Origin of the sequence: Kytococcus schroeteri (genome assembly GCF_042433515.1) — a bacterium.
GTDB classification, from domain to species: Bacteria; Actinomycetota; Actinomycetes; order Actinomycetales; family Dermatophilaceae; genus Kytococcus; species Kytococcus schroeteri.
Genome location: NZ_JBHLVH010000013.1, coordinates 1 through 26,792 on the forward strand (window position 1 = coordinate 1; position 26,792 = coordinate 26,792).

21 protein-coding genes are annotated in these 26,792 nt (G+C 71.9%); 5 read left to right on the forward strand and 16 right to left on the reverse strand.

What is annotated here, in order from left to right:
* Positions 1 to 78: 78 nt before the first annotated feature.
* The gene (locus ACFFHC_RS05780; RefSeq protein WP_379803728.1) at positions 79 to 2,301 is read right to left on the reverse strand and encodes an NADP-dependent isocitrate dehydrogenase; all 2,223 of its coding nucleotides are present in this window, start codon (positions 2,299 to 2,301) and stop codon (positions 79 to 81) included.
* A 420-nt stretch (positions 2,302 to 2,721) separates the two neighbouring features.
* Between ACFFHC_RS05780 and ACFFHC_RS05785 the strand changes: the two genes are divergently transcribed.
* Complete coding sequence (locus ACFFHC_RS05785; RefSeq protein ID WP_379803731.1) at positions 2,722 to 3,285, forward strand: NADPH-dependent FMN reductase; 564 nt, start codon at positions 2,722 to 2,724, stop codon at positions 3,283 to 3,285.
* A gap of 181 nt (positions 3,286 to 3,466) precedes the next feature.
* Here ACFFHC_RS05785 and thpD read toward each other — a convergent pair whose 3' ends face one another.
* From thpD to ACFFHC_RS05815, 6 genes are all read right to left on the reverse strand, one after another.
* Complete coding sequence (gene thpD, locus ACFFHC_RS05790; protein ID WP_070703216.1) at positions 3,467 to 4,399, reverse strand: ectoine hydroxylase; 933 nt, start codon at positions 4,397 to 4,399, stop codon at positions 3,467 to 3,469.
* Between the two features lie 137 nt (positions 4,400 to 4,536).
* On the reverse strand, positions 4,537 to 4,953 hold the full coding sequence (locus tag ACFFHC_RS05795; protein ID WP_101849086.1) for an ectoine synthase: 417 nt from the start codon (positions 4,951 to 4,953) through the stop codon (positions 4,537 to 4,539).
* A gap of 105 nt (positions 4,954 to 5,058) precedes the next feature.
* Positions 5,059 to 6,372, reverse strand: coding sequence for a diaminobutyrate--2-oxoglutarate transaminase (gene ectB, locus ACFFHC_RS05800; RefSeq protein ID WP_070703218.1), 1,314 nt, complete (start codon positions 6,370 to 6,372; stop codon positions 5,059 to 5,061).
* 49 nt (positions 6,373 to 6,421) lie between these two features.
* Positions 6,422 to 6,931 (reverse strand): diaminobutyrate acetyltransferase, encoded by a 510-nt coding sequence (ectA, locus tag ACFFHC_RS05805; RefSeq protein WP_379803736.1) that lies wholly within the window; start codon positions 6,929 to 6,931, stop codon positions 6,422 to 6,424.
* Complete coding sequence (locus ACFFHC_RS05810) at positions 6,928 to 8,034, reverse strand: aspartate-semialdehyde dehydrogenase (protein WP_379803739.1); 1,107 nt, start codon at positions 8,032 to 8,034, stop codon at positions 6,928 to 6,930. Before ACFFHC_RS05810 ends, ectA begins: the two co-directional genes overlap by 4 nt.
* Positions 8,035 to 8,048: 14 nt before the next feature.
* Entirely contained in the window at positions 8,049 to 9,341 is a 1,293-nt protein-coding gene (locus tag ACFFHC_RS05815; protein WP_070703220.1) for an aspartate kinase, read from the reverse strand.
* 212 nt (positions 9,342 to 9,553) lie between these two features.
* Between ACFFHC_RS05815 and ACFFHC_RS05820 the strand changes: the two genes are divergently transcribed.
* Positions 9,554 to 10,471, forward strand: a complete 918-nt coding sequence (locus tag ACFFHC_RS05820) for a universal stress protein (protein ID WP_070703221.1) — start codon at positions 9,554 to 9,556, stop codon at positions 10,469 to 10,471.
* 75 nt (positions 10,472 to 10,546) lie between these two features.
* On the opposite strand, the gene ACFFHC_RS05825 is transcribed toward ACFFHC_RS05820, so the two are convergent.
* From ACFFHC_RS05825 to ACFFHC_RS05850, 6 genes are all read right to left on the reverse strand, one after another.
* Positions 10,547 to 11,290 carry a type 1 glutamine amidotransferase gene (locus ACFFHC_RS05825; RefSeq protein WP_070705560.1) on the reverse strand — a complete coding sequence of 248 codons (744 nt, stop codon included), beginning with the start codon at positions 11,288 to 11,290 and terminating at the stop codon, positions 10,547 to 10,549.
* 82 nt (positions 11,291 to 11,372) lie between these two features.
* A complete protein-coding gene (locus tag ACFFHC_RS05830) occupies positions 11,373 to 12,560 on the reverse strand; it encodes an ABC transporter ATP-binding protein (protein ID WP_083323638.1) in 1,188 nt (395 codons plus the stop codon).
* Positions 12,557 to 13,603, reverse strand: a complete 1,047-nt coding sequence (locus ACFFHC_RS05835; protein ID WP_070705559.1) for an ABC transporter ATP-binding protein — start codon at positions 13,601 to 13,603, stop codon at positions 12,557 to 12,559. The genes ACFFHC_RS05830 and ACFFHC_RS05835 overlap by 4 nt, the downstream gene beginning before the upstream one ends.
* Positions 13,604 to 13,608: 5 nt before the next feature.
* Positions 13,609 to 14,547 carry an ABC transporter permease gene (locus tag ACFFHC_RS05840; protein ID WP_141494433.1) on the reverse strand — a complete coding sequence of 313 codons (939 nt, stop codon included), beginning with the start codon at positions 14,545 to 14,547 and terminating at the stop codon, positions 13,609 to 13,611.
* A 4-nt stretch (positions 14,548 to 14,551) separates the two neighbouring features.
* On the reverse strand, positions 14,552 to 15,562 hold the full coding sequence (locus ACFFHC_RS05845) for an ABC transporter permease (protein ID WP_070705557.1): 1,011 nt from the start codon (positions 15,560 to 15,562) through the stop codon (positions 14,552 to 14,554).
* Positions 15,563 to 15,669: 107 nt separating this feature from the next.
* Positions 15,670 to 17,358, reverse strand: a complete 1,689-nt coding sequence (locus ACFFHC_RS05850; protein ID WP_070705556.1) for an ABC transporter substrate-binding protein — start codon at positions 17,356 to 17,358, stop codon at positions 15,670 to 15,672.
* Positions 17,359 to 17,564: 206 nt separating this feature from the next.
* On the opposite strand from ACFFHC_RS05850, the gene typA reads away from it, so the two are divergent.
* Positions 17,565 to 19,454, forward strand: a complete 1,890-nt coding sequence (typA, locus tag ACFFHC_RS05855) for a translational GTPase TypA (RefSeq protein WP_379803750.1) — start codon at positions 17,565 to 17,567, stop codon at positions 19,452 to 19,454.
* A 64-nt stretch (positions 19,455 to 19,518) separates the two neighbouring features.
* Here typA and ACFFHC_RS05860 read toward each other — a convergent pair whose 3' ends face one another.
* From ACFFHC_RS05860 to ppk2, 3 genes are all read right to left on the reverse strand, one after another.
* Positions 19,519 to 20,793, reverse strand: a complete 1,275-nt coding sequence (locus ACFFHC_RS05860) for a dicarboxylate/amino acid:cation symporter (RefSeq protein WP_101849083.1) — start codon at positions 20,791 to 20,793, stop codon at positions 19,519 to 19,521.
* A 124-nt stretch (positions 20,794 to 20,917) separates the two neighbouring features.
* Positions 20,918 to 22,228, reverse strand: coding sequence for an SLC5/6 family protein (locus tag ACFFHC_RS05865; RefSeq protein WP_379803754.1), 1,311 nt, complete (start codon positions 22,226 to 22,228; stop codon positions 20,918 to 20,920).
* Positions 22,229 to 22,325: 97 nt separating this feature from the next.
* Positions 22,326 to 23,216: a polyphosphate kinase 2 gene (gene ppk2, locus ACFFHC_RS05870; protein ID WP_070703523.1), complete on the reverse strand. Its 891-nt coding sequence runs from the start codon at positions 23,214 to 23,216 to the stop codon at positions 22,326 to 22,328.
* 69 nt (positions 23,217 to 23,285) lie between these two features.
* Between ppk2 and ACFFHC_RS05875 the strand changes: the two genes are divergently transcribed.
* Both ACFFHC_RS05875 and ACFFHC_RS05880 read left to right on the forward strand, forming a co-directional pair.
* On the forward strand, positions 23,286 to 24,737 hold the full coding sequence (locus ACFFHC_RS05875) for a flavin reductase (RefSeq protein ID WP_101849082.1): 1,452 nt from the start codon (positions 23,286 to 23,288) through the stop codon (positions 24,735 to 24,737).
* Complete coding sequence (locus tag ACFFHC_RS05880) at positions 24,734 to 26,746, forward strand: VanW family protein (RefSeq protein ID WP_379803759.1); 2,013 nt, start codon at positions 24,734 to 24,736, stop codon at positions 26,744 to 26,746. Before ACFFHC_RS05875 ends, ACFFHC_RS05880 begins: the two co-directional genes overlap by 4 nt.
* The last annotated feature ends 46 nt before the right edge of the window (positions 26,747 to 26,792 follow it).

The following is a 26,792-nucleotide window of genomic DNA, read 5'->3' on the forward strand; positions in this document are numbered from 1 at the left end:
CACCAACTACATCGCCCGCAGCCTGCTCGAGACAGGCGGCTTCCGAACCCACCCTGGATTGGGATGAGCCGGCATCGGTCAGGCGGTGAAGCCGTCCACGATCTCGTTGAAGGTCTTCGACGGGCGCATCACGGCCGTCGTCTTCGCGTCGTCCGGGTGGTAGTAGCCACCGAGGTCCGCCGCGGAGCCCTGCGCGGCGAGCAGCTCACCGGCGATGGCCTCCTCCTGGGCGCCCAGCTGCTCGGCCAGCGGGGCAAACTTCTTGGCCAGCTCGGCGTCGTCCGACTGGGCCGCCAGCTCCTTGGCCCAGTACAGGGCCAGGTAGAAGTGGCTGCCGCGGTTGTCGATCTCGCCGACCTTGCGGCTGGGCGAGCGGCCCTCGTTGAGCAGCGTCTCGGTGGCGCGGCCGAGCGCGTCGGCCAGCACCTGCGCCTTGCGGTTGTCCTCGTGCGAGGCCACGTGGTCCAGGCTCTCGGCCAGGGCCAGGAACTCGCCCAGGGAGTCCCAGCGCAGGTGGTTCTCGGAGGTCAGCTGGTCGACGTGCTTCGGGGCCGAGCCGCCGGCGCCCGTCTCGAACAGGCCACCGCCGTTCATCAGCGGCACCACCGACAGCATCTTGGCGCTGGTGCCCAGCTCCAGGATCGGGAAGAGGTCGGTGTTGTAGTCGCGCAGCACGTTGCCGGTGACGCTGATGGTGTCCTCGCCCTTGCGGATGCGGTCCAGCGAGAACTGGGTCGCGTCCTCCGGGGACATGATGCGGATGTCCAGCCCCTCGGTGTCGTGGTCCTTGAGGTACTTCTCCACCTTGGCGATGAGCTGGGAGTCGTGGGCCCGCTCGGCGTCCAGCCAGAAGACGGCCGGGGTCTGCGAGGCGCGGGCCCGGGCGACGGCGAGCTTCACCCAGTCGCGGATCGGCTCGTCCTTGGTCTGGCAGGCACGCCAGATGTCACCGGCCGAGACCTTGTGCTGCATCAGCACCTCACCGGAGGAGTCGACGACCTGCACGGTGCCGGCGGCGGGCACCTCGAAGGTCTTGTCGTGGGAGCCGTACTCCTCGGCCTTCTTGGCCATCAGGCCGACGTTCGCCACCGAGCCCATCGTGGTGGGGTCGAAGGCCCCGTTCTCCTGGCAGTCCTCGATGACGGTCTGGTAGACGCCGGCGTAGGAGGAGTCCGGGATGACGGCCAGCGTGTCCTGCTGGGCGTCGTCCTTGTTCCACATCTGGCCGCTGGTGCGGATCATCGCCGGCATGGAGGCGTCGATGATGACGTCGCTGGGCACGTGCAGGTTGGTGATGCCCTTGTGCGAGTTGACCATCGCCAGGTCCGGGCCCTCGTCCAGGCCCTTCTCGACCATGGCCTTCACGGCGGCGCCGGTGTCGCCCGGCAGCTGGTCCAGGCCGGCCAGGATGGCGGCGAGGCCGTCGTTGGGGGACAGGCCGGCGGCGCGCAGGGCCTCGCCGTGCTCGGCGAACACCTCGGGCAGGAAGGCCCGTACGGCGTGGCCGAAGATGATCGGGTCGGAGACCTTCATCATCGTGGCCTTCAGGTGCACCGAGAAGAGCAGGTCCTCGTCCTTGGCGATCTGCACCTGCTCGGCGAGGAAGCTGTTGAGGCGGGCGACGTCCATGAAGGTGGCGTCCACGACCTCGCCGTCGAGCACCTTCACGCCCTCCTTGAGGACGGTGGTCTCACCGGAGTCGGTGACCAGCTGGATGGTCAGGGAGTCGTCGCCGTCGATGACCACGGACTTCTCGTGGCTGGCGAAGTCGTCTTCGCCCATGGTGGCCACGCGGGTGCGGGAGTCGGCCGACCACTCACCCATGGAGTGCGGGTGCTTGCGGGCGAAGTTCTTGACGGCCTGCGGGGCGCGGCGGTCGGAGTTGCCCTCGCGCAGCACCGGGTTGACGGCCGATCCCTTGACCGCGTCGTACTTGGCGCGGACGGCGCGCTCCTCGTCGGTCTGCGGGTCCTCGGGGTAGTCCGGGATCGCGTAGCCCTGGCCCTGCAGCTCGGCGACGGCCTCCTTGAGCTGCGGGACCGAGGCGGAGATGTTCGGGAGCTTGATGATGTTGGCCTGCGGCGTCGTCGCCAGCTCGCCCAGGTTGCCCAGGGCGTCCTCGACGCGCTGGTCCTCGGTCAGCTGCTCGGGGAACTGGGCCAGGATGCGGGCGGCCAGCGAGATGTCACGGGTCTCCACGTCGATGCCGGCGGCTCCGGCGAACGCCTCGACGATCGGCTTGAGCGAGTAGGTCGCCAGGAGCGGCGCCTCGTCCGTCCGGGTCCAGCTGATGGTGGCCATCTGTCGTGTTCTCCCTCGTCTCGGGTGGTCCCGCCCCGCTCCGTGGGCACGCGGCACCACGGGGCGCGGTGCGTGCGAGTGGGGCGGTACGGGTGGCGTACTGGTGCCCCAGCCTAGTTGGCCGCCCGATGCGGTGCCCACGGTCGTCCCCGATCAGCCAGTTCCGCACCGGTGCGGTTCTCGATGGGGCGGTGGCCCCACATCGGCACCGGTGCGGTTCTCGACAGTCGAGTTCGGCACCGGTGCTGAAGTCGGAGCGGCGGCAGGCCCAGATGCGCACCGGTGCGGTTCTCGGAGCGGCGGCAGGCCCAGATGCGCACCGGTGCGGAACTCGGGGCGGGGTCCCGGCATGATGGGGGACAGGTCACCGGTCCGGTGCGTCCGCCGGGGCCGACCCCGCCCCCCCACTCCTGGAGAGTCATGCGCATCGCCGTCGTCATCGGATCCACCCGCCCCGGCCGCAAGGGCGAGGCCGTCGGTCGCTGGGTCGCCGAGCAGGCCACCGCCCGCGTGCAGGCCGGCGAGGCCGCCGAGGGCGTGGAGTACGAGCTCGTCGACCTGGCCGGGTTCGACCTCCCGCTGCTCTCCGAGCCCACCGTCCCCGGTGCGGCCAACGGCCAGTACGAGAACCCCGCCACCGCGGCCTGGGCCCGTACCATCGCCCCCTTCGACGGCTACCTGTTCGTGACCGCCGAGTACAACCACTCCATCCCGGCAGCGTTCAAGAACGCCTTCGACGTGCTGTTCGTGGAGTGGCGCCACAAGGCCATCGGTTTCGTCGGCTACGGCGCCGCCAACGGCGTGCGCGCGGTGGTGGCCAACGCCTCGATGCTGCAGGCCCGCAACCAGGCCGGCGTCAACGTGTTCACGGCCTTCTCGCCGGACGGCACCTTCACCGCCCCGGAGGAGCTGGTGACCACGCTGCGCACCACCCTCGGCGAGCTGGAGGAGCTCACGGCGCTGGCTGCCTCGCGCCGCGCCTGACAGAGCGCCTGCCGGACGCGCACGACGCGTGGGTGGGGCGATCTGTCACGGTCACCCCACCCACGCGTCATGAGGGCGGGCGCTGGCTAGGCTGGCCAGCACGATGCCGGGCCATGTGGCCGGGCCAGCCCGCCCACCGGGCCGCGGCGCCCTCACCCGGCCACCAGCCCGGTCAGCCGGCTCAGTCCGCCTGCAGCACCTCACGGTGCTCGCGGGCTCCGAGGAACTCCGGCCGCGGGGCCGGGGCGGCGTAGGGCTCACCGCAGGCGTTGTCCGCCGCCGTGAACACGATGAACACGTTCGACCGCGGCGCCGGGGTGACGTTGCCGTTGGACGCGTGCATGCAGTTCGAGTCGAACCAGGTCGCGCTCCCGGCCCGGCCGGTGAGCACGTCGATGCCGAACTCGTCGTACATGCGCGTCAGCACGTCCGGGTCCGGCGTACCGGCGCCCTGGGCCACCAGCGAGGACTTGTAGTTGTCCCGCGGCGTCTCCCCGACGCAGGAGACGTAACGACGGTGCGAACCCGGCATGATCATCAGCGGCCCGTTGTACGGGTGGTTGTCCGTCAGGGCGATGGAGACGCTGATCGCGCGCGGCGAGGGCATGCCGTCCTCCGCGTGCCAGGTCTCGAAGTCCGAGTGCCAGGAGAACGGCGCCCCGCCGAAACCGGGCTTGAAGTTCACCCGGCTCTGGTGGATGGTCACCGGCCCGCCCAGCACCTGCTGTGCGCGGCGCACCAGCCGCGGGTCGTGCGCCACGGAGCGGAACAGCTCGTTGGTGCGGTGCACCTCGAAGACCGAGCGCAGCTGCCCCGAGGCCGCCTCGGTAATGGTGCGCTCGTCGGCCAGCACCTCCGGGTTGCGGGAGAGCTCGTCCAGCTCGGTGCGCATCCGCTCGATCTCCGCAGGCGTGAACAGGTCCGGCACCTGGGTGTAGCCCCGCTGCTCGACCTGCTCCAGCTCGTCCCCCTCGAAGGGGCCGTCCTGGGGTCCGCCGGCGACGACCGGGTCGCGGCGCTCCAGCACGGCGGGGCGGTCGGCCAGGCGGGTGGGGTAGTGGTCGGTGCGGCTGTCGGCGGCGGTGCGGGTCGTGTGGTTCGGGGTGGTCGTCACGGTGTGCCTCCTCGCATCACGCGGTCGGGTGGTCTGTGGTGTTCTTCCTCTCGGCGGGAACGACCGATCGGGCACCACGGCACCTGCCGCGGTGCCCGATCGGTCGGGCTCGGGGACGTGCCCCGGGGTCCGTCCAGTCAGCCCTGCGGGGTGTCCAGGCGGTTGCCCTCGGCGTCCAGCAGCGGGTACACGCCGTGCTCGTCGTGCACCTCACGGCCGGTCACCGGCGGGTTGAAGGTGCACACGCAGTGGATGTCCTCCTCCACGGTCACGGTGTGCTTGTCGTGGTCGTTGAGCAGGTACATCGTGTCCGGGCGCAGCTCGAACTCCTCGCCGGTCTCCCGGTTGGTGAGCGTGCCCTTGCCCTTGTAGACGTACACGGCCTCGATGTGGTTGGCGTACCACATGTCGGTGCTCGTACCGGCCTTGAGGATCGTCTGGTGGAACGAGAAACCCACGCCCTCGTCGGCCAGGAAGAACCGGCGGGAGCGCCAGTTGCCGTGCTCGACGTCGTTCTCGGTGCCGTTGAGCTCCTCGAGGTGGATGACCTTCATGCTCGTCTCCTTCGTCGTGTCGGTCGGGTCAGGGGGTCGGGTCAGGTCGGTCGATGGGGGCGGGCGCCGGAGGTGTCCCGGCGCCCGCGTCAGGGGGTGGGGCGCTCAGGCCCCCACGGCGGCCACGGACTCGGCCAGCACGGCCAGTGCGCGGTCCACCTGCTCCTCGGTGACGTTCAGCGGCGGCAGCAGCTTGACCACCTCGCTGGCGGGGCCGGAGGTCTCCACCATCAGCCCGCGCTCGAACGCAGCGGCGGCGATCTTCTCCGCGGCCTCGGTGTCGGCGAACGCGATGCCGCACATCAGCCCGCGCCCGCGCACCTCGGCCTCGCCGGAGGCCTTGCCGGCCAGCTCGGCCAGGCCGGCGTGCAGGCGCTCGGCGGTGGCGCGCACCCCGGCGGCGAACGCGTCGTCGGCCCAGTAGGTCTCCAGGGCCGCCGCGGCGGTCACGAAGGCGGGGGTGAACCCGCGGAAGGTGCCGTTGTGCTCGCCGGGCTCCCACTGGTCCAGCTCCGGGCGCACCAAGGTCACCGCCAGCGGCAGACCCAGGCCGGAGAGGGACTTGGACAGGCACACCACGTCCGGGGTGATTCCGGCCGGCTCGAACGAGAAGAACGTGCCGGTGCGGCCGCAGCCGGCCTGCACGTCGTCCACGATGAGCTTCACGTCGTGCTTGGCGCACACCTCGGCCAGCTGCTGCACCCACTCCATGGACGCGGCGTTCAGGCCGCCCTCGCCCTGGACGAGCTCCACGATGGCGCCGGCGGGCAGGTCGTCCCCGGCCTGCGCCCACGCGGCGTCCAGCGCCTCGAGGTCGGCCAGGTCCGCCGAGGCGGCGCCCTCGTGCCCGTCGTAGGCCACCTGCGTCACGTCGGTGAGCGGCACACCGGCGCCGGCGCGCTTCATCTTGTTGGCGGTCACCGACAGCGAGCCCAGGGTCATGCCGTGGAAGCCGTTGGTGAAGGACACCACCTCGGTGCGGCCGGTGGCCTTGCGCACGGCCTTGAGGGCGGCCTCCACGGTGTTGGTGCCGGTGGGGCCGGGGAAGAGCACCTTGTGGTCCATGCCGCGGGGCTCCAGCACGGTGCGGGTGAGGGCCTCCAGGAAGCGGCGCTTGGCCGGGGTGTGCATGTCCATGGAGTGGATCACCACGTCCTGCGAGAGGTGCTCCATGAGCGCGCCCTTGAGCGCCGGGTCGTTGTGCCCGTAGTTGAGGGCGCCGGCGCCGGCGAAGAAGTCCAGGTAGGTCTCGCCGGTCTCGGTGTGCTGCTCGGCGCCGCGGGCGGTGGTGAAGACCACCGGCCACTGGCGGCAGTAGGAGCGCACGGAGGACTCGCGCGCCTCGAAGATGCTGGTGTCCCCCGCGGTGTGCGGGGTGGTGGTGCTCGGGGAGTTCGTGCTCGGGGTCGTCTGGGTCATGTCGTCCCTCCTGGGAAGTCGGTCGGGCGTCCAGCGGGTGGTCGGGCGCTCAGGGGGTGCGCCCGGGTGCAGCGGCCGCCGGGTCCAGTGGCGCGATGCGGTGCAGCAGCTCGGCGTCGTGCACGTCGTCGGTCGGGAAATGGGCCGGGGTGATGAACTCCGTCACCTCCTCGGTGGCGCCGTGGCGGCGGGCGAACCCGGCGAACAGCGCGTTGGAGGCGTCGTTGTCGGCCGTGACGGTGGTCTCCAGGGCGGTGGCGCCGGTGGCCTCCACGGTGGCCTGCAGCATCCGCCCGGCCACCCCCTGCCCACGCTGCGAGGCGTCCACGCCCACCTGCCACACGAAGAGCGTGTCCGGTGCGGCGGGGCGCAGGTAGGACATCACGTAGCCCACCACCTGCCCGTCGGCCTCGGCCACGGTGCTCGTGGCGCCGAAGTCGTGGGCCATGAGCAGGTAGGCGTAGGAGGTGTTGAGGTCCAGCACGCCGGAGTCGCGGGCGATGCGCCACATGGCGGCGCCGTCGTCCATCGTGGGGCGGCGCAGGATCAGCTCGCTCACGCGCCCACCCCCTGCTCCAGCAGCACCTCGGCCACCTGCACGGCGTTGAGGGCGGCGCCCTTGCGCAGGTTGTCACCGGCCACGAAGAGCACCAGGCCCCGGCCACCCTCGACGGACTGGTCGGTGCGCACGCGGCCCACCAGCACGTCGTCGCGGCCCGCGGCCTCCAGCGGGGCGGGGACCTCGGCCACGGTCACGCCGGGCGCCTCGGCCAGCAGCTCCAGCGCGCGCTCGGGGGTGAGCTCGCGGGAGAAGCGGGCGTGCACGGCCAGGGCGTGGCCGGTGAACACCGGGACGCGCACGCAGGTGCCGCTCACGGCCAGGTCCTCGATGCCGAGGATCTTGCGCGACTCGTGGCGCAGCTTCTGCTCCTCGGAGGTCTCGCCGGACCCGTCGTCCACGAGGTCGCCGGCCATGGCCAGGGCGTTGAACGCGATGGTGCGCGGGTAGGTCGAGGTCGCGGGCAGGGTGCCGTCCAGGGCGGAGCCGTCGTGCACCAGCTGCTCGAGGGCGCCCTCCCCGGCGCCGGTGGCGGCGCGCACCTGGCCGGCGAGCTCGTCCACGCCGGCCAGCCCGGAGCCGGACACGGCCTGGTAGGTGGCCACCTGCAGGGCCTCCAGCCCGGCCTCGTCGTGCAGCACCTTGAGCACCGGCATCGCGGCCATGGTGGTGCAGTTGGGGTTGGCGACGATGCCCTTGGGGCGGTCCTTCGCCGCCTCGGGGTTCACCTCGCTGACCACCAGCGGCACCTCGGGGTCGCCGCGGAAGGCCGACGAGTTGTCGATGACCACGGCACCGGCCTCGGCGAAGCGGGGGGAGTGCTCGCGGGAGGTGCCCCCGCCGGCGGAGAACAGCGCGATGTCGATGCCGCGCAGCTCCTCGGTGGGGGTGGCGGCCACGTCCTCCACGGTGAGGGTGCGGGTGGCGCCGGTGCCGTCGGTCCACTCCACCTGCTTGCCGGCCGAGCGGGCCGAGGCGAACAGGCGCAGGGTGCCCACGGGCACCTTCCGCTCGGTGAGCAGGCGCAGCATCACGGTGCCGACCTGGCCGGTGGCGCCGACGACGGCGATGGTGGGGGCGGTGTCGTTCTGGGTCGAGTCCATGGGGGTCGTCCTCCTCACCGACCGGTGCCGGCGTGCACCACGGCCGTCTGGTCGCTGTCGAGCCCGAACGCGGTGTGGATCGCGCGGGCGGCGTCCTCCACCTGGTCGTCGGCCACGACCACGGAGATGCGGGCCTCGGAGGTGGTGAACATGTTCACCGTGATGCCGGCGTCGGCCAGGGCCTTGAGCAGCATCGCGGGCACCTCGGCGTGGGAGCGCACGCCGTGGCCGCTCACCGAGACCTTGCCCACGTTCTCGTCCACGGCCACGTGGGCGAACTCCAGCGCGTCCTGCTGGGCCTCCAGGGCTTCCCGGGCGCGCTGCGCGTCGTCGGCCGGCAGGGAGAACGAGAAGTCGCACAGGCCGTTCTCGCGGGCGGTGTGGGTCTGGCCCAGCACGTCGATCACGGAGACCACCTCGGAGATGGCGGCGAGGATCGAGGCGGCGCGGCCAGGCTTGTCCGGCACGTTGACGACGGTGAGCATGGCCTGGTCGTGCGTGTGGGCCACGCCCTGGATGAGGGGTTCCTCCACGGGGTCCTCCTGGGGGTCGAGGTGGTCGGCGGGCACCTGGTCGCGGGAGGCGCTGACCCAGGTGCCGGGTTGGTCGGTGAAGCTGGAGCGGACGTGCAGGGGCACGTCGTGGCGCTGGGCGAACTCGACGGCGCGCAGGTGCAGGATCTTGGCGCCGTGGGCGGCCAGCTCGGTGGCGTCGGCGTAGCCCATCCACCCGATGCGGTGCGCGGTGGGCACGATGCGCGGGTCGGCGGTGAACATGCCGTCCACGTCGGAGTAGATCTCGCACACGTCCGCCTCGAGCGCGGCGGCCACGGCCACGGCGGTGGTGTCGGAGCCACCGCGGCCCAGGGTGGTGGTGTGCTCGTCGGCGGTCCAGCCCTGGAAGCCGGCGACGATGGCGACCTGCCCGGCATCCAGGCTGGTGCGCAGCCGGCTGGCGTCGATCTCGGTGATGCGGGCCGAGCCGAAGGCGTCGGTGGTGCGCAGCCCGGCCTGCCGGCCGGTGAAGCTCGTGGCGGCCACGTCCATCTCGTGCAGGGCCATGGCCAGCAGGGCGATGGAGATCTGCTCGCCGGAGGTGAGCAGCTGGTCGAGCTCGCGCTGGCTGGGGGAGTCGGTGATCTCGCGGCTGAGGTCGAGCAGTTCGTCGGTGGTGTCTCCCATGGCCGAGACGACGACGGCGACGTCGTGTCCGGCGGCCCGGGTGGCGGCGATCCGCCGGGCGACGCGCCGGATGCTCTCGGCGTCTGCCACGGAGGACCCGCCGTACTTCTGGACGACGAGGGACATGCACTCTCCAGGGGTCGGGGGCGGGGTCATCGTGCGATCTGGCTCCCTCGACCATAACGAGGGGTCATGATCGAGTCACATCGGGCGTCACCACATATGGGGTGAGAAGGGTTTCGCCGGCCCGCGGGAATGCACGCCGCGTGACCCGCCGGACCCCCTCGTGGCCGCGGGCTGCCGCGGCATAGGCTGGCGGTACACAACAGGGAGGCACCATGACCGAGCACCGAGCCAGCACCGTCCCGCAGAACGCCGTCGTCGTGGGTGTCGACGGCACCGACCGCGACCGCGCGGTCGTGGAGTGGGCCGCCCGCTCCGCCCTGCGCCGCGGGGTGGGGCTGCACGCCGTCCACGCCCAGGAGACCATGGCCACCGCCTATGCGCCGGTCGGCTTCGGCATGGACGCCCCGCTGCTCACCCAGGCCGGCGACGAGGTGGACGAGGGGGCCGAGGTGCGCCAGCACGTCGAGGACATCCTCGCCTCGCTCGACCGGGCCCCGGAGCTCACCTTCAGCGCCCCGTGGAACACCGGCTCCCAGGCCCTCCTGGAGGCCGAGGAGCACGCCCAGCTCATCGTGGTGGGCACCGCCCGCAAGCACGGCCTCACCCGCTTCCTGCTGGGCTCCACCAGCCTCACCGTCGCGATGCACGCGCGCTGCCCCGTCATCGTCGTGGGGCCCGAGGGCGTGCCCCCGGAGAAGGGCCTGCTCGTGGTGGGCGTGGACGGCTCGCGCGACTCCACCAAGGCCCTGCGCTTCGCGATGCACGCGGCCTCCAACTGGGGCCAGCGGGTCCGCGCCGTCACCACCTGGAACATGGCCGTGGTCAACGGCTACGTGGTCACCGAGCCGGACTCCCAGGAGTGGAAGGACATCGTGGCCGACCTCGAGAAGTCGGTGCAGGCGCAGGTGGACCAGGTCCGCGCCGACGAGCCGGCGCTGGCCGACGTGCAGGTGGAGGTCACGGCCCTGCACGGTCGCCCCGTCACCGCGCTCACCGAGGCGTCCGCCGAGGCCGACCTCGTGGTCGTCGGTTCCCGCGGCCGCGGCGGCGTGGCCGGCGCCCTGCTCGGCTCGGTGAGCCAGGGCGTGCTCGCCGAGGCCCACTGCCCGGTCGCCGTCCTCACGCACTGAGCGGCACCCCTGCACGCCGCGGCCCCCTCCCGGTGCTGGGAGGGGGCCGCGGCGCGTCGTGGCGGGGACGGGGACTCAGGCGCGGCTGGCCGCCCGCTCCTCCACCTGGTCGGCGAACCAGTGCGCCAGCGGCGTCCACGTGGCACGCAACCGGTCGCCCGCCTCGCCCACGCGGCGCGCGGCCTCGGCCACGTCGATGCCGTCCTCACGCACCTGCTCGGCGCTCGGCTTGTCCACGGTCCAGGCGTTGAAGACCACCGGACCCGCCTCGGGGTGCCCCTGGAAGCCGATGCCGTGGCGGCCGTAGCGGGCGGCACCGACCGTCCCGTCGGGGGAGGTGGCCAGCACCGTGGCCGCTGTCGGCAGCTCGGTGACCACGTCGTTGTTCCACATCACCACCTGCTCGCCGCCGAACGGGGCGGTGGCGGGGTCCTGCTCCCCGGCGGGGGTGAGCTCCACGGTGGCCAGACCGGTGGCGTGGCCGTGCGGGTTGGGGGCCACGCGCCCGCCGTGGGCAACGGCCATGAGCTGGTGGCCCAGGCAGGTGCCCAGCTGCGGGACGCCGGCCTCCTCGGCGGTGAGCAGCAACTGCTTGGTGGGGGTCAGCCAGGCGAAGCGGTCGTCGTCGTGGGCGCCCATCTCGCCACCGAGCACGAGCAGGCCGTCGGCGGCCCCCAGGCGCACCGAGGCGTCCTGCGGCCAGCCCTCCCAGGCGCGGATGACGTCGAGCTCGATGCCGCGCGAGGTCCACACCTCGCCGAGCAGGCCGACCGGGCAGTTGTCCTCGTGCTGCACCACCAGGATGCGGGGGTTCGTCATGCGCCGACCCTACGCCCAGAGGGCCGGGACCCCTGTGCGACGGGGGTCCCGGCCCTCTGGGCCGTGCGGTGGGCGGCCGGCGTCAGGCCACGGTGTCGCGGGCGGTGAGCCCGGCGTCGGCGGCCTGCTGCACCACCTCGGCCTCCACCCGCCGCGGCTGGATCTCCCCGTGGACGATCCGCTCCACGTGGTGGCAGGCCACCGTGTGCGAGGCCGAGACGCCCGGCAGGTCCACGGTGCGCAGCGCGGGCCGCTCGGTGGAGCAGCGGTCCTCCTGCACGAACGGGCACCGGGTGCGGAAGCGGCAGCCCGAGGGCGGGTCGGCGGGGGAGGGCAGGTCGCCGGAGAGCAGGATCTGCTCGCGGCTGTCCTCCACCACCGGGTCCGGCACCGGCACGGCCGACATCAGCGCCCGCGTGTACGGGTGCAGCGGCTCGGCGTAGAGCTCCTCGGCGTCGGCCTCCTCCACCAGCCCGCCGAGGTACATGACGCCCACGGTGTCGGAGATGTGCCGCACCACGGCGAGGTCGTGGGCGATCACCAGGTAGGTCAGCCCGCGCTCGCGCTGCACCGTGCGCAGCAGGTTGATGACCTGCGCCTGCACCGAGACGTCGAGGGCGGAGACGGGCTCGTCGGCCACGATGAGCTCGGGGTCCAGCGAGAGCGCCCGGGCGATGCCGATGCGCTGGCGCTGTCCGCCGGAGAACTCGTGCGGGTACTTGCCCAGCGCGCTGGCCGGCAGCCCCACCTCGCGGAGGAGGTCCTTGAGCTTCTGGCGGGCCGCCGCCTTGTCCTTGGTCATGCCGTGGGCGCTCATGCCCTCCCAGAGCAGGGACTCCACCGTCTGCCGCGGGTCCAGCGAGCCGTAGGGGTCCTGGAACACCATCTGCATGTGGCGGCGCTGCCTGCGCAGCTCCTCGCCCTTGTACTCGGTGAGGTCGCGTCCGGCGAAGTGCACGGAGCCGTCGGTGATCGGCTCCAGCTGCAGCAGCGCCCGCCCGAAGGTGGACTTGCCGCAGCCGGACTCGCCGACCAACCCGTAGGTCTCACCGCGGCGGATGGTCAGGCTCATGCCGTCCACCGCCTTGACGTGGCCCACGGTGCGGTCGAACACGATGCCGCGCTTGATGGGGAAGTGCACCTTGAGGTCGCGCACGTCCACCAGCAGGTCGTCCTGCCCGGTGCGCCCCGCGTTCCCGGCCCCGGCGGGGACACGGGTGTCCTCACCGGCGGCCACGGTGCCGTCGAACTCGTCGATGCTGGTGCTCATCGCGCCTCCTGGACGGGGTTGAAGCAGCGCAGCCGGCGGTCGTCGGCGACCGCGTCGTCGGCCACGAGCTCGGGGCTCTGCCGGGTGCACAGCTCCACCGGCTGGCTGCAGCGTGGCGCGAAGGCGCACGCGCTGGTCCACGGCAGGTTGTCCACCACGGACCCGGGCACCGGCGTCAGCTCGGCGCCGCGATCCCCCTCGAGGCTGGGGATGGAGCCCAGCAGCCCGGTGGTGTACGGGTGGCGGGGGTGGGCGAACAGCGGGTGCCGCTCGCCGCGCTCCACGACGCGGCCGCCGTAGAGCACGTTCACCTCGTCGCACAGCCCGGCGACCACGCCCATGTCGTGCGTGATCATGATGAGCGCCGTGCCGGAGTCGCGCACGAGGTCCTTGAGCAGCTGCAGGATCTGCGCCTGGATGGTCACGTCCAGGGCGGTGGTGGGCTCGTCGGCGATGAGGAGCCGCGGCTCGCAGGCCAGCGCCATGGCGATGAGCGCGCGCTGGCGCATGCCGCCGGACAGCTGGTGCGGGTACTCCTTGAGGCGCCGGTCCGGGTCGGGGATGCCCACCTTGTCGAGCATCACCTTGGCCTGCGCCATCGCCTCCTTGCGCTTCAGTCCCTTGTGGCGCTCGATGACCTCGCTGACCTGCAGGCCGATCGGCACCACCGGGTTCAGCGAGCTCAGCGGGTCCTGGAAGATCATGGCCAGGTCGCGTCCGCGGCGGTCGCGCATCCTGTCGTAGCCCAGCGGCAGCAGGTCGGTGCCCTCGAAGAGCACCTGGCCGGAGACCTTCGTGCCGCGCTCGGGCAGCAGGCCCATGACGGCCAGCGAGGTCACCGACTTGCCGCAGCCGGACTCGCCGACCAGGCCCACCGTCTGGCCGGGGTGCACGTCGAACGAGACGCCGTCCACGGCCGTGAACGGCTCACGTCCGCGACGGTGGAACTCCACGGTGAGGTCCCGCACGGAGAGCAGCGGCTCGCCGGGGCGGCTCGGACGGTCGGACGGGTGGGCGGACGGGCGGGTGGCGGGGGTCGCCATGCGCGTCACCTCCGGCTCTTCGGATCGAGGGCCTCACGCAGCGCCTCGCCCATCAGCGTGAACCCGAGGGCCACGACGATGATGCAGAGGGCCGGGTAGACGGCCATGTGCGGGTAGGAGTCGATGAATTCCTGGGCCTCACCGAGCATCTGGCCCCACTCGGGCCGGCGGGTGTCGGCGGCACCGACGCCCAGGAAGCTCAGCGCTGCGGCGTCGATGATGGACGTGGCCATGACCAGGGTGGTCTGCACGATCACCGGGCCGAGCGCGTTGGGGATCATGTGCCGGAACACGATGGGCCCGAACTTCACGCCCGCGGCCCGCGCGGCCAGGATGTGGTCGCCGTCGCGCTGGGCCAGCATCGAGCCGCGCAGCAGGCGGGCGAAGATCGGCACCTGCACGATGGCGATGGCGAGGATCACCGTCTTGAGCGTCGGCTGCGAGAACAGGGCGGCCACGGAGAAGGCCATGAGGATGGACGGGATCGAGAGCATCACGTCCACCACACGCATGACCAGCGCGTCCACCCAGCCACCGAAGGCACCGGCCAGGGTGCCCAGGACGAGGCCGCCGAGCAGGCCGCCGGCGGTGGCCAGCACGCCCACCATGAGCGTCTGCTGGCTGCCCACGATGAGGCGGCTCAGCAGGTCGCGCCCGCTGTTGTCGCCGCCGAGCGGGTGCCCGGGGGCGGCCTCGGGGATGGGGGTGGAGGGGGTCACCGAGTCGAGCATCACCCCGGCGATGGGGTCGTGCGGGGCGACCCACGGGGCCACGAGCGCGAGCAGCAGGAAGGCCACCACGATCGCCAGACCGATGAGGAAGGCGACGTTGGTGCGCAGGCGCCGCCAGGCGCCCATCCACAGGGACTCGCCCTTGGCGTCGTCGACGGTGCCCGCCTCGCGGACGGACTGGTCGACCAGGGCACTGGGATTCGGCTGGGTCATGGCGTCACCTCGTCCGGACGCGCGGGTCGATGACCGCGTAGAGGATGTCGACGATCAGGTTCACGAGCACGTACACGGCGGCGGCCACCATGACGAGCAGCTGCAGCATCGGGTAGTCGCGCTGGCGGAAGGAGATGGCCAGCGCCTCGCCGATGCCGGCGATGGAGAAGACCGTCTCGGTGAGCACGGCACCGGCCAGGAGCGCACCGATCTGCAGGCCGATGACCGTCACCACGGGGATGAGCGCGTTGCGCATCACGTGGCGGCCGCGGATCACGCGGGAGGCCAGGCCCTTGGACTGCGCGGTGCGCACGTAGTCCTCGTCGAGGACGTCCAGCACCGAGGCGCGCGTGATGCGGAAGATCACGGCGAACGGGATGGAGGCCAGGGCCAGGCCGGGCAGCACGAGGTGCAGCAGGGCGTCCCAGGCGGCGTCCCACTCGCGGGTCATGAGCCCGTCGAGCACGAAGAAGTTGGTGATGTGCGTGGCGTGCAGGCTCGGGTCCTGGCGGCCGGAGACCGGCAGCCAGCCGAGCTCGGTGGCGAAGATCCACTTGAGCACGAAGGCCAGGAAGAACACCGGCACGGCCACACCCACCAGCGAGCTGACCACCGAGAGGTTGTCGAACAGGCCACCGCGGCGACGGGCCGCGAGGTAGCCCAGGGGGATGCCGGCCAGGCAGGCCAGGGTGATGGCCACGACGGTCAGCTCGATGGTGGCCGGGGCGCGCTGCACGAGGATCTCGGTGACGGGCGTGCCGGGCACGAGGCCGGTGGAGACGCCGAAGTCGCCGGAGAGGCAGCGCTTGAGGAAGGCGACGTACTGCAGGGGCAGGGGTTGGTCCAGGCCGAGCTGTGCCTCGAGGGCCTTGCGGGCCTCCGGGGTGCCGCGGTCGCCCAGCAGGGCGGACACGGCGCCGCCGGGGAGCGAGCGCAGCCAGAAGAAGAGCAGGACGCTCAGGACGACCAGGACGAGCACCATCTGGAGCAGACGGCGCGCGATGAAGCGGATCACAGGCGCACTCCTGTCGGGGTGGTCCGGGGTACGGGTGCGCCCGGGGCGTCAGGGTGACGCCCCGGGCGCCGGTCGGCGGGGGCCGAGGTGCACGGCCCCCGGGTGGCTCACTCCGAGAGCGAGGCGGAGGCGAAGCGCTCGGCGGTGAGCGGGGAGGCCACGAGGCCCTGCACCTTGGAGCTCACCACGAGGGCGGGCGGCGAGTGGGTGAGCGGCACGGCGGGCAGGTGCTGCTCGTCCATCAGCTCGGCGTTGAGCTCCTGGTAGCGCTTCTCCCGCTCGGCGTCGTCCACGATGGCGTCGGCCTTCTTCAGGTCGGTGGCCAGCTTCTTGCCCCACGGGTACTCGCCGGTGGCGAAGCGGTTGTCGGTGGTGCCGAAGAAGGTGCCGATGAAGTTGTCCGGGGAGTCGTAGTCGCCGGTCCAGCCCAGCAGGTAGGCCTGCGCCTTGCCGGTGTCCACGCCGTCGAGGTAGCCACCGTTCCACGGCTTGGAGCTCGCCTTGACGGTGATGCCGGCCGCCTCGAGGTCACCCTGGATGGCCTCGAAGATCTTCTGGGGGTCCGGCATGTAGGGGCGGGACACCTCGGACGGCCACCACACCTCGAGGGTCAGGTCCTCGGCGCCGGCCTCCTTGAGCAGCTTCTTGGCGCCCTCGGTGTCGTGCGGGATCGCCTCGACCTCGGAGTTGTATCCCTTCACGGTGTCGGGCATGAACTGCGTGGCCACGCTGGCGCCCTCGGGCATCTGGCTCTTGACCAGCTGCTCCTTGTTGATGGCCATGGCGATGGCCCGGCGCACCTTCGGGTCCTTGAGCTTCGGGTTCTCCTTGGCGTTGAGGCCCAGGTAGAGGATGTTGAAGGGGTCGCGCTTCATGACCTGGTTGCCCTCGTCCTCCAGCGACTTCCAGTCGATGGGGTTGGGCAGGTCGTAGCCGTCGATGGACCCGGCCTTGAGCTCCTGCTTGCGGGTGGACTCGTCGGGGATGACCTTGAAGATCAGCTCGTCGAGCTTGGCCTTGTCACCGTGGTAGTCCTCGTTGCGCTTCAGCTTGATGGTCTTGTTGGCGCGGTCGTAGCCGGCGAAGGTGAACGGGCCGGTGCCGGTCGGGTGCTTGGTGGCGTACTCCGGGTAGGCGAAGCCCTCGCCCTGGGCCTTCACGTCGTTGGCCTTGTACTTGTCCATGGCCGTGGGGGACTGCATGGCCAGCGAGGAGAGCGTCAGCATGGTGGGGAACTTGGACGTGGGCTCGGTGATGGTCACCACGGCCTTGTTGTCCTCGGGGGCCTTGCAGCCCTTGTAGAGGGAGTCGACCTTGCCGTCGGCGAAGCCGCCCATGGTGTCCTGCCAGTAGGCGGAGACCGACGGGCTCTGGCCGGCACCGGTCTGGTTGTACATGCGCTCGAAGTTCTTGCACACGGCCTCGGCGTTGAAGGGGGTGCCGTCGTGGAACGTCACCCCCTCCTTGAGGGTGAAGGTCCACTGGGTGCCGTCGTCGTTGGACTCCCACTTGGTGGCCAGCCCCGGGCCCACCTTGGCGGTGCCGGGCTCGATCTCCAGCAGCCCCTCGAAGACCTGGCGGGTGATGCGGAAGGTCTCGCCGTCGGTGGCGTAGAAGGGGTCGAAGAGCTTGGGCTCGCCGGCCGCGCCGAAGGTCAGCGTGCCGCCGGCGGCCTGTTCACCCCCGCCGGAGCCCTCACCCCCCTTGTCGCGCTGGGACTCCGCACACCCGGACAGGGTGAGTGCGGCGGCGCAGACGGCGGCTGCGACGGCCGCGGACTTGCGGTGGGTGCTCATGGGCTCTCCTCACGTGTCTCGCGCAGGGCGTGTGACCTGCGCGACCCGGGGCCGCGGGGGCGGCCGTGTGTGGATCAGACGCTAGGCGTCGGGCGCGCAGCGGGCCACATCTTGGGCAAGTCGCAATCCGATTGACACCAATTCGTGACCTGCGCGACATCCCGGGGGTGGGGCGAGCGACCGCGATCGGGGGGATACTGGAGGTTATGACGCAGACCTCCCGCGCTGACCGGCGCAATGTCGCCATCGTTGCCCACGTCGACCACGGAAAGACCACGCTGGTCGACGCCATGCTCCACCAGTCGGGGGTGTTCGGCGAGCACTCCAAGGTCGACGAGCGGGCGATGGACTCCGGCGACCTCGAGCGGGAGAAGGGCATCACCATCCTCGCCAAGAACACCGCGGTGCACTACCGCGGCCCGGCCGCCCAGGACCTCGAGGGGGTGGGCGAGGACGGCGTGGTCATCAACATCATCGACACCCCCGGCCACGCCGACTTCGGTGGCGAGGTGGAGCGCGGCCTGTCGATGGTGGACGGTGTGGTGCTCCTCGTGGACGCCTCCGAGGGCCCGCTGCCCCAGACGCGCTTCGTGCTCCGCAAGGCCCTCGAGGCCAAGATGCCGGTGATCCTGGTCATCAACAAGGTGGACCGCCCGGACGCCCGCTGCGCGGCCGTCATCGACGAGGTCTACGAGCTCTTCATGGACCTGGGTGCCGAGGAGGAGCAGATCGACTTCCCGATCGTCTACGCCTCCGGCAAGGCCGGTCGCGCCTCCCTGGAGGCCCCGGGCGACGGGGTGCTGCCGGAGAACGAGGACCTCGAGCCGCTCTTCCGCACCATCCTGGAGACCGTGCCGGCCCCGGTGTACGACGACGAGGCCCCGCTGCAGGCCCACGTCACCAACCTCGACTCGTCCAACTTCCTCGGCCGCCTGGCCCTGTTGCGCATCAAGAACGGCACCCTGCGCAAGGGCCAGACCGTGGCGTGGATGAAGCGCGACGGCAGCGTCTCCAACGTGCGCCTGTCCGAGCTGCTCGTCACCGAGGGGCTGGAGCGCCAGCCGGCCGAGTCCGCCGGCCCGGGCGACATCGTGGCCGTGGCCGGCATCGCCGAGGTGATGATCGGCGAGACCCTGGCCGATCCGGAGAACCCGGTGGCGCTGCCGCTCATCCACGTGGACGAGCCGGCCATCTCCATGACCATCGGCACCAACACCTCGCCGCTGGCCGGCAAGGTGAAGGGCAGCAAGGTCACCGCCCGCCTGGTGAAGGACCGCCTCGACTCCGAGCTCATCGGTAACGTGTCGCTGCGCATCCTGCCGACCGACCGTCCCGACGCGTGGGAGGTGCAGGGCCGCGGCGAGCTGGCGCTGGCCATCCTCGTGGAGCAGATGCGTCGCGAGGGTTACGAGCTCACGGTCGGCAAGCCGCAGGTGGTCACCAAGGAGATCGACGGCAAGGTGCACGAGCCGGTCGAGGCCCTGACCATCGACGCCCCGGAGGAGTTCCTCGGCACGATCACCCAGGTGATGGCCAACCGCAAGGGCCGCATGGAGGAGATGAGCAACCACGGCACCGGCTGGGTGCGCATGGAGTTCCGCGTGCCGAGCCGCGGCCTCATCGGCTTCCGCACCGAGTTCCTCACCGAGACGCGCGGCACCGGCATCGCCCACCACATCTTCGACGGCTACGAGCCGTGGTTCGGCGAGATCCGCACGCGCATCGCGGGCTCGCTGGTGGCCGACCGGGCCGGCAACGCCACCTCCTACGCCATGTTCAACCTGCAGGAGCGCGGCACCCTCTTCATCCACCCCACCACCGAGGTGTACGAGGGCATGATCGTCGGCGAGAACTCGCGCGCCGATGACATGGACGTGAACATCACCAAGGAGAAGAAGCTCACGAACGTGCGCTCCGCCGGTGCCGAGGTGCTGGAGCGCCTGGCCCCGCCGCGCGCGATGAGCCTGGAGCAGTCGCTGGAGTTCTGCCGCGAGGACGAGTGCGTGGAGGTCACGCCGGAGGCCGTGCGCATCCGCAAGGTGGTGCTCGACCAGGTGGCCCGCGGCCGCGAGGCGCGCCGCGCGAAGAACGCCTGAGCAGGCCCGCGCATGCCGGAGGCCGGCACCCCCTAGGGGGTGCCGGCCTCCGGCATGTGGTGCGTCAGGCCGTGCGGGTGGCGGCCACACCCGCAGCGGGGCTGACGCCGGTGGTCGCCTCGTCGCGCGCGGTCTCCTCCTGGCCGTGGCGACCGAAGCCGCGGTTGCGGGCCAGACGGTCCACGACCTGCGCGATGGCGCCGTCGCCGGTGACGTTGGTGGCCGTGCCGAAGGAGTCGATGGCGATGTAGGTGGCGATCATCAGGCCCACCTGGGCCTCGTTGAAGCCGAGGTTGCTCTCCATGAGCGCCACGGCGGCCATGACCGCACCACCGGGCACACCGGGGGCGGCGATCATCATGATGCCCAGCAGCAGGATGAAGCCGACCATCGTGCCGGGGTGCACCTCCATGCCCGAGAGCATCATCACGGCCATGGAGAAGCAGGTGAGCTTCACCGTGGAGCCGGCCAGGTGGATGGTGGCGCACAGTGGCACCACGAAGGAGGCCACCGGCTCGGAGACGCCGTTCTTCAGGCTCTGGCGCAGGGTCACCGGGATGGTGGCCGCCGACGAGGAGGTGCCCAGGGCGGTGGCGTAGGCCGGGAGCATGTTCTTGAGCAGCACCAGCGGGTTGCGCCCCGACACGGCGCCGGCCACGCCGAACTGCATGAGCAGCAGCGCCACGGTGAGCGCGAAGACCAGGAGGATCACGCCGGAGAAGGTGGTGATGACGTTCCACACCTCGCCCGCGGCGGTCATGTTCAGGAAGACGCCGAAGATGTAGACCGGCAGCAGCGGGATGATGATGCCGCTGATGACCTTGTTGACGATCTCGCGGAACTCCTCGAAGCCGCGCTGCAGGGTGTCGCCCTTGATCATGGTCATGCCGACGCCGACGGTGAAGGCCAGCAGCAGGGCGGTCATGACGCCGAAGGCCGGGTCCATCTCGATCTCGAACCACGGTGCCAGCAGCGCGTCCTCCGGGTTGCCCAGCTGGGGGGTCGAGCGGCCGCGCAGCAGGTCCGGCAGCACGGCCGAGCTCACGGCGTAGCCGAGGAAACCGGCGAACAGGGTGGAGCCATAGGCCAGGGCGGCGGTGAGGGCCAGCCACTTGCCGGCGCCGCGGCCGAGCTCGCCGATGGCCGGGGCGATGAGGCCCAGGATGATCAGCGGGATCACGAAGCCGAGGAAGTTGCTGAACAGGCCGTTGAAGGTGGCCACCGTGCGGGTGAGTGCCTCGGGGGCGATCCGGCCGACGAGGATGCCCAGCACGATCGCCAGGACGATGCGGGGCAGCAGTCCGAACCAGCGGCTGCGCGAGGGGGAGTCAGAGGTCATGGCGCGGAATGTAACCGCGGGCCGGCACGGGGCGCCCGCCGCCGCCCGGCCCGTCCACCGATCGCAACCGAGTTGTGACCCGTCACCCTCCGGGGGCCGGGGGTGGCGCCGGCGAGGGCAGGTCCTAGAGGTACGGCTGGAGGGCCTTCGGCACGGCGTAGGCGGCGGCGCTCACGGCCACCAGGCCCATCACCACCACGAACGAGTGCGCTGCCACGCGGTGGCGGAAGGGCTTCAGCGCCGGCACCGTGTGAATGGCCACGATCGGCATGAGGTACAGGTAGGCCGCCATGACCGGGCCCGAGAGCGCCTCGATGATGTCCAGGATGGTCGGGTTGAGCACGGCCGCCAGCCACGCGGTGAGGCCGTAGACCCCCGCGATGCCCAGGTCCAGCGTCCGGTCGCCGATCCGCTCGCGCCGGTCCACCAGGGCGCGCACGAGGCCGCGCCCGCCCTCCGCGGCACCGAGGTAGTGGCCGAAGAAGGAGGACGCGATGGCCGCCACGGCGATGATCGGGCCGGCCCACAGGAAGAACGCGTTGTCCATCTCCTTGGCCAGGTAGGACAGCACCGAGAGGTTGGAGCCCTCCGCGCGCTCCAGGCCGTCGGGCCCCAGGGCGAGCACGCTGGACCAGACGAAGGCCATGGTGAACACGGTGAGCAGCGTGGCGGTGCGTCGCAGGATCTGGGAGGCCTTGGCGGCGGCGCGGTCACCCTGCTCGGTCTGCATGCTCAGCGAGAACTGCGAGATGGCCGCCGAGTGGTTGAACGCGAACACCAGCGTGGGCACCAGCATCCACAGCGTGGTGCCGAAGTCGCCCTCGGGCATCCACTGGAAGGCCCCGGGGCGCCAGTGCGGCACGAGCAGCAGCGTGGAGACCGCCAGCAGGGCGATGAGCGGGTACACCAGGGCCTGGGTGACGGCCATCACCAGCTTCTGGCTGGTGAGGACCGCCGCCATCATCAGGCCCACCAGCACCAGCGAGAGCAGCCACCGCGGCGGGGAGGCCAAGCCCAGCTGGTGGACCATGAAGTCGTCCACGGTGTTGGTGAGCGCCACCGCGTAGATGAGCACGATGGGGTAGAAGCACAGCCAGTACAGCACCGTCACCAGGGTGCCCGGCACCTCGCCGAAGTAGCCGCGGGCGAGCTCGGTGATGTCCTTGCCCTTCTCCGGGGCGGCGCAGATGAGGCGTGAGAGGGCCCGGTGCGCGAAGTAGGTCATCGGCCCGATGAGCAGGGTGCCCACCACCAGCGGGGCCAGCGAGGTGGAGCCGGCGTTGAGCGGTAGGAAGAGGATGCCGGCCCCCACCGCCGTGCCGAAGAGACTGATCACCCACGCCGTGTCGGCGCCGGTCCAGCGTCCGGGGGCGCCGTCGGGGTGGGGGCCCCGGACGGCTCGGGTGGGCGTGGACGGTCCTGCGGAGGGGGACATGGGTCCTTCCGGGCGGGGGTGGGGACCTCGCGACCCTAGCCGTTGGCCCCGGTGTCCGGCACCTCCGCGGCGTGTCGACCGGGGCCGGCCCGCGCGGTCAGTCGCCGATGGTGTCCTTGGCGCGGCGCACGATCTGCGGGTCGGGCTCGCCGACGATGTCGTGGTCCTTGCCCTCGTACTCGAACTGGCTGAGGAAGTAGCGCATGGCGTTGATGCGCCCGCGCTTCTTGTCGTTGGACTTGATGGTGATCCACGGCGCCCAGTCGGTGTCGGTGCGGGCGAACATGTCCTCCTTGGCCGCGGTGTAGGAGTCCCACTTGTCCAGGGAGGCGAGGTCCATGGGGGAGAGCTTCCAGCGGCGCACCGGGTCGATCTGGCGGATGGCGAAGCGGGTGCGCTGCTCGTGCGCGGTGACCGAGAACCAGAACTTGGTGAGGGTGGTGCCGGCGTCGGTGATCATCTTCTCCAGCTGCGGCGCCTGCTGCATGAACTGCTCGTAGTCGGGGCCGTTGGTGAAGTTCATGACACGCTCCACGCCGGCGCGGTTGTACCAGGAGCGGTCGAAGAAGACGATCTCGCCGGCGGTGGGGAAGTGGTTGACGTAGCGCTGGAAGTACCACTCGCCGCGCTCGCGCTCGCTGGGCTTGTTGAGCGCCACCACGCGGGCGAAGCGTGGGTTGAGGTGCTCCATGAAGCGCTTGATGGTGCCGCCCTTGCCGGCGGCGTCGCGGCCCTCGAACACGAGGATGTGGCGCGAGCCGGACTTCTGCGTCCAGTTCTGGAACTTGATGAGCTCGACCTGCAGCAGGTACTTCTCGACGTCGTAGTCCTCGCGCGTCATGCGCTCGTCGTACGGGTAGTTCTCCCGCCAGGTCTCGACCGCCTTGCCGCCCGGATCGATGAGGTCGGGGTCCGACCCCTGGTCGTCCCGGACGGTGTAGCCCTCCGCGGAGAGGCGGTCGATGTACTCGCGCAGTTCCATCTGCATGGGTGCAACATAGCCGCAGCACATGACCGTGAGGTGAACGGCCGTGCCCGGGACGCCTACGGTTGCCCCATGCAGCACCCGACGCCCGCCGATCTCCCGGTCCTGGCGGTCCACGCACACCCCGACGACGAGACCCTCGCCACCGGTGTGGCCCTGGCCACCCTGGCCGAGCGGGGCCACCCGGTGCACGTGCTCACCTGCACCCTGGGGGACCACGGCGAGGTGATGGTGCCGGGACTCCAGCACCTGGAGGGCACCGAGGCGCTCGCGCCGCACCGCCGCGGTGAGCTGGCGGCGGCGGCGGAGGCACTGGGCGTGCAGGTGCGGGTGCTGGGCGAGGAGCCGGGTCGGCCCGACCCGGCGGCGGCGCTCTTCCGCGACTCGGGCATGGCCGGCAGCCCCGAGGCCGCCCACCCGCGGGCCCTGGTGAACGCCGACCGGTCCGCGCTGGCGGCGCTGGTCCGCGAGGAGGTCGAGCGCACCGGCGCCCGCATCGTGCTCACCTACGACGAGACCGGGGGCTACGGCCACCCCGACCACGTGGCCGTGCACCGCGCCACCGTGGCCGCCGTGCGCTCCCTGCCGGCCGAGACCCGTCCCGAGCTGTACGCCGCCGTGACCCCACGGTCCTGGGAGGCCGAGGGGCGCCGCTGGGTGGCCGACCACGTGGACCCCGTGGAGCCCACCGGCTCCTTCCGGGGCCGGCCCACCGAGGGCGTCGTCGTGCCCCGCCCGGAGGGACCGGACCCCGAGCACCCCCGCGAGGTCGACGCCTGGGCCAGTGGGGTGCGCCCCGACGAGGACGTCACGCACGAGGTGCACGGCACCCCCTCGAGCCTGGCGGCCGTCTCCGCCGCCCGCCGTGCCCACGCCACCCAGGTGACCGAGCACGACGGGTGGTGGGCCATGACCAACCTCGTGGCACATCGGGCGGCCCCGGCCGAGGGCTACTCGCGGCTCGACCCGGCATCGGGGCGGGTCGTGACCGGCGACAGCGACCTGCGGGCCCCGCTGGCCGGCCCCATGGCCGACCGGGACGCCTTCCGGGCCGCGATGTCCGCGCTGCCCACCGGGGTGACGGTCCTCACCACCCGCTGGGGGTCCGGGGTGCACGCCATGACCGCCAACGCCGTGGTGCCGGTCTCCCTGCACCCGGTGCTGCTGGGGATCCTCGTGGACAACGCGGCGCGCTTCGGCGAGGCCGTGCACGCCTCGGGGGTGTTCGCCGTGAACGTGCTGCCGGCCTCCGCCCGCCGCCACGGGGAGTGGCTGTCCACGCCCGGCCGCCCGGTGGTGGGCCAGCTCGACCGGGTGCCGACCTACTCTGGTCCGATGACCGGACTGCCCCTGCTCACCGAGGCACTCGCCACGGCCGAGTGCCGCGTGGTGCACCACGTCGTGCTGGGTGACCACACGCTCTTCGTCGGCCTCGTGGAGGGTGTGGGCGACGGGCGCGCGGACGGGGTCGACGACACCGACCCGCTGCTCTTCCACCGCGGCCGCATGCGGGGCACCCGGTGACGGCGCCCGCGCCGCGCGGGCAGGGAACCCGCTGGCAGGGCGTGGCCTCCACCGTCTTCCTGCTGGTCGGCCTGCTCGCCGTGGTCTACCTCGCGCTCGTGCTGGTGGTGGGGCGCACCACGCCGCGCCAGCTCGTCGTCGGCGGCACGGACGTGAGCCGCCTGTCGCACGAGCGTGCCCACCGGACCCTGCAGGAGGAGGCCGACCGCCTGGACCGGGAGCCGATGACAGTGGTCGTCGACGGTCGCCCGCACCGCATCGCCGCCTCCGAGCTGGGCCTGGGCCACGACGTGGACGCCAGCCTCGAGGGCACCACGGGACGCACCTGGGACCCGCGCGACCTGTGGGTGCGCGCCACCGGCGAGGTGCACCGCGACTGGGTGGTCACGGTGGACGAGTCCCGCCTGCGGGAGCGGCTGGGGCGGCTCTCCCAGGAGGTGGGCACCCCGGCCCGGGACGCCTCGGTGCGCCTGGAGGGCACCGAGACCGTGGTGACCGAGGCGCGCACCGGCCGGGGGCTCGACGTGCGCGGGACCGCCGAGGCGGTGGGTGACGCCTGGCCCGCCACGCGCCGGGTGGACGCGCGGATCCGGGAGCAGCGGCCTGCCGTGACCACGCGGCAGGTGCGGGAGTTCGCCGACCGCGTGCTCGGCCCGGCCCTGTCCGGCCCGGTGACCCTCGTGGCCACCCCGGACGCGGCCGAGCCGTCGCCCGACCCGACGGCCTCGCCCTCGGGCGACGCCCCGCAGGAGGACGCCCCGCCCCACGAGCAGCCGGTCGTGCTCTCGCGCGAGGTCCTCGCCTCGATGCTGTCCGTCGGCGGGGAGGGCGGACGCCCCTCCCTGGAGGTCGACGCCTCGCGCTGGGTGGAGGAACTCGACGCGGGCCACCCGCTGGCCGACCGGCCGGCCCGCGACGCCCGGCTGGTGACCGCGGGGGAGGGTGCCCGGGTGGAGCCGGGGCGCGCCGGGCGCCAGGTCTCCGTGGGCGACGTGGAGAAGGCGGTCCGCGACGCCGTGCGGGCCCAGGAGCGCCGTGCCCCGGTCGGCGTGCACGTGGTGCAGCCGGCCAAGGACGGCCAGGGCTGGCGGACCGACCGCATGGGCACCTTCACCACCCGGTTGCCCGGCGGGCAGGAGAACGCGGCCCGGACCCACAACATCCGCACGCTGGCCCGGCAGCTGGACGGCACCGTCGTGGCGGCCGGCGACCAGTTCAGCCTGGTGCGGGTGATGGGGGAGCCCACCGAGGAGAAGGGCTACCGCGAGGCGCACGTCATCAGCGACGGGACGCTCTCCAACGCCGTCGGCGGCGGGCTCTCGCAGGTCTCCACCGCCGTCTACAACGTGGCCTTCGAGGCCGGGGTGCAGTTGGACGAGCACAAGCCCCACAGCTACTACATCGCCCGCTACCCCGAGGGGCGCGAGGCCACCCTGTGGTACCCCTCCATCGACAACCGGTGGACCAACGACACCCCGGCCCCGGTGCTGCTGCGGACCCGGGTGGAGGGGCAGGACCTGACCCTCACCCTGTACGGCGTGAGGCAGTACGACGTGGAGTCGACCACCCGGGAGCGCCAGCACGTGGTGGAGCCCCGGAAGTACTGGAGCAACAGCTCCACCTGCATCAGCCAGCACGGGGTGAAGGGCTTCGACGTCACCGTGGAGCGCCGCCTGGAGCCGGTGCAGGGCTTCGACGGCCCGGCGCGCACCGAGACGGTGGACACGCACTACGAGCCCAGTGACGAGGTGTGGTGCACCAACCCGGCCTCGCCCGAGTTCTCCGGGTCCACCGTGCCGCCCTCGTGGGACTACCGCCCCTTCTCGGAGCGGAAGGCCGACAAGGCGCAGGACGCCCGGGACCGGGCCGAGCGCGAGGCACGGGCCGACCAGCAGGCCGAACAGGAGGCCGCAGAGCAGGACGGGCGCCCCGAGGGTGGGGCGTCGCCGAGCCCGTCGTCCTCGCCCTCCGGGGAGCCGGGGGCAGGGCCCTCGCCGTCCGCCGGCTGAGTGGCGTGGGCCCCCGTGGGCGGTGGGCCGGTGCGAGTGCACTTAG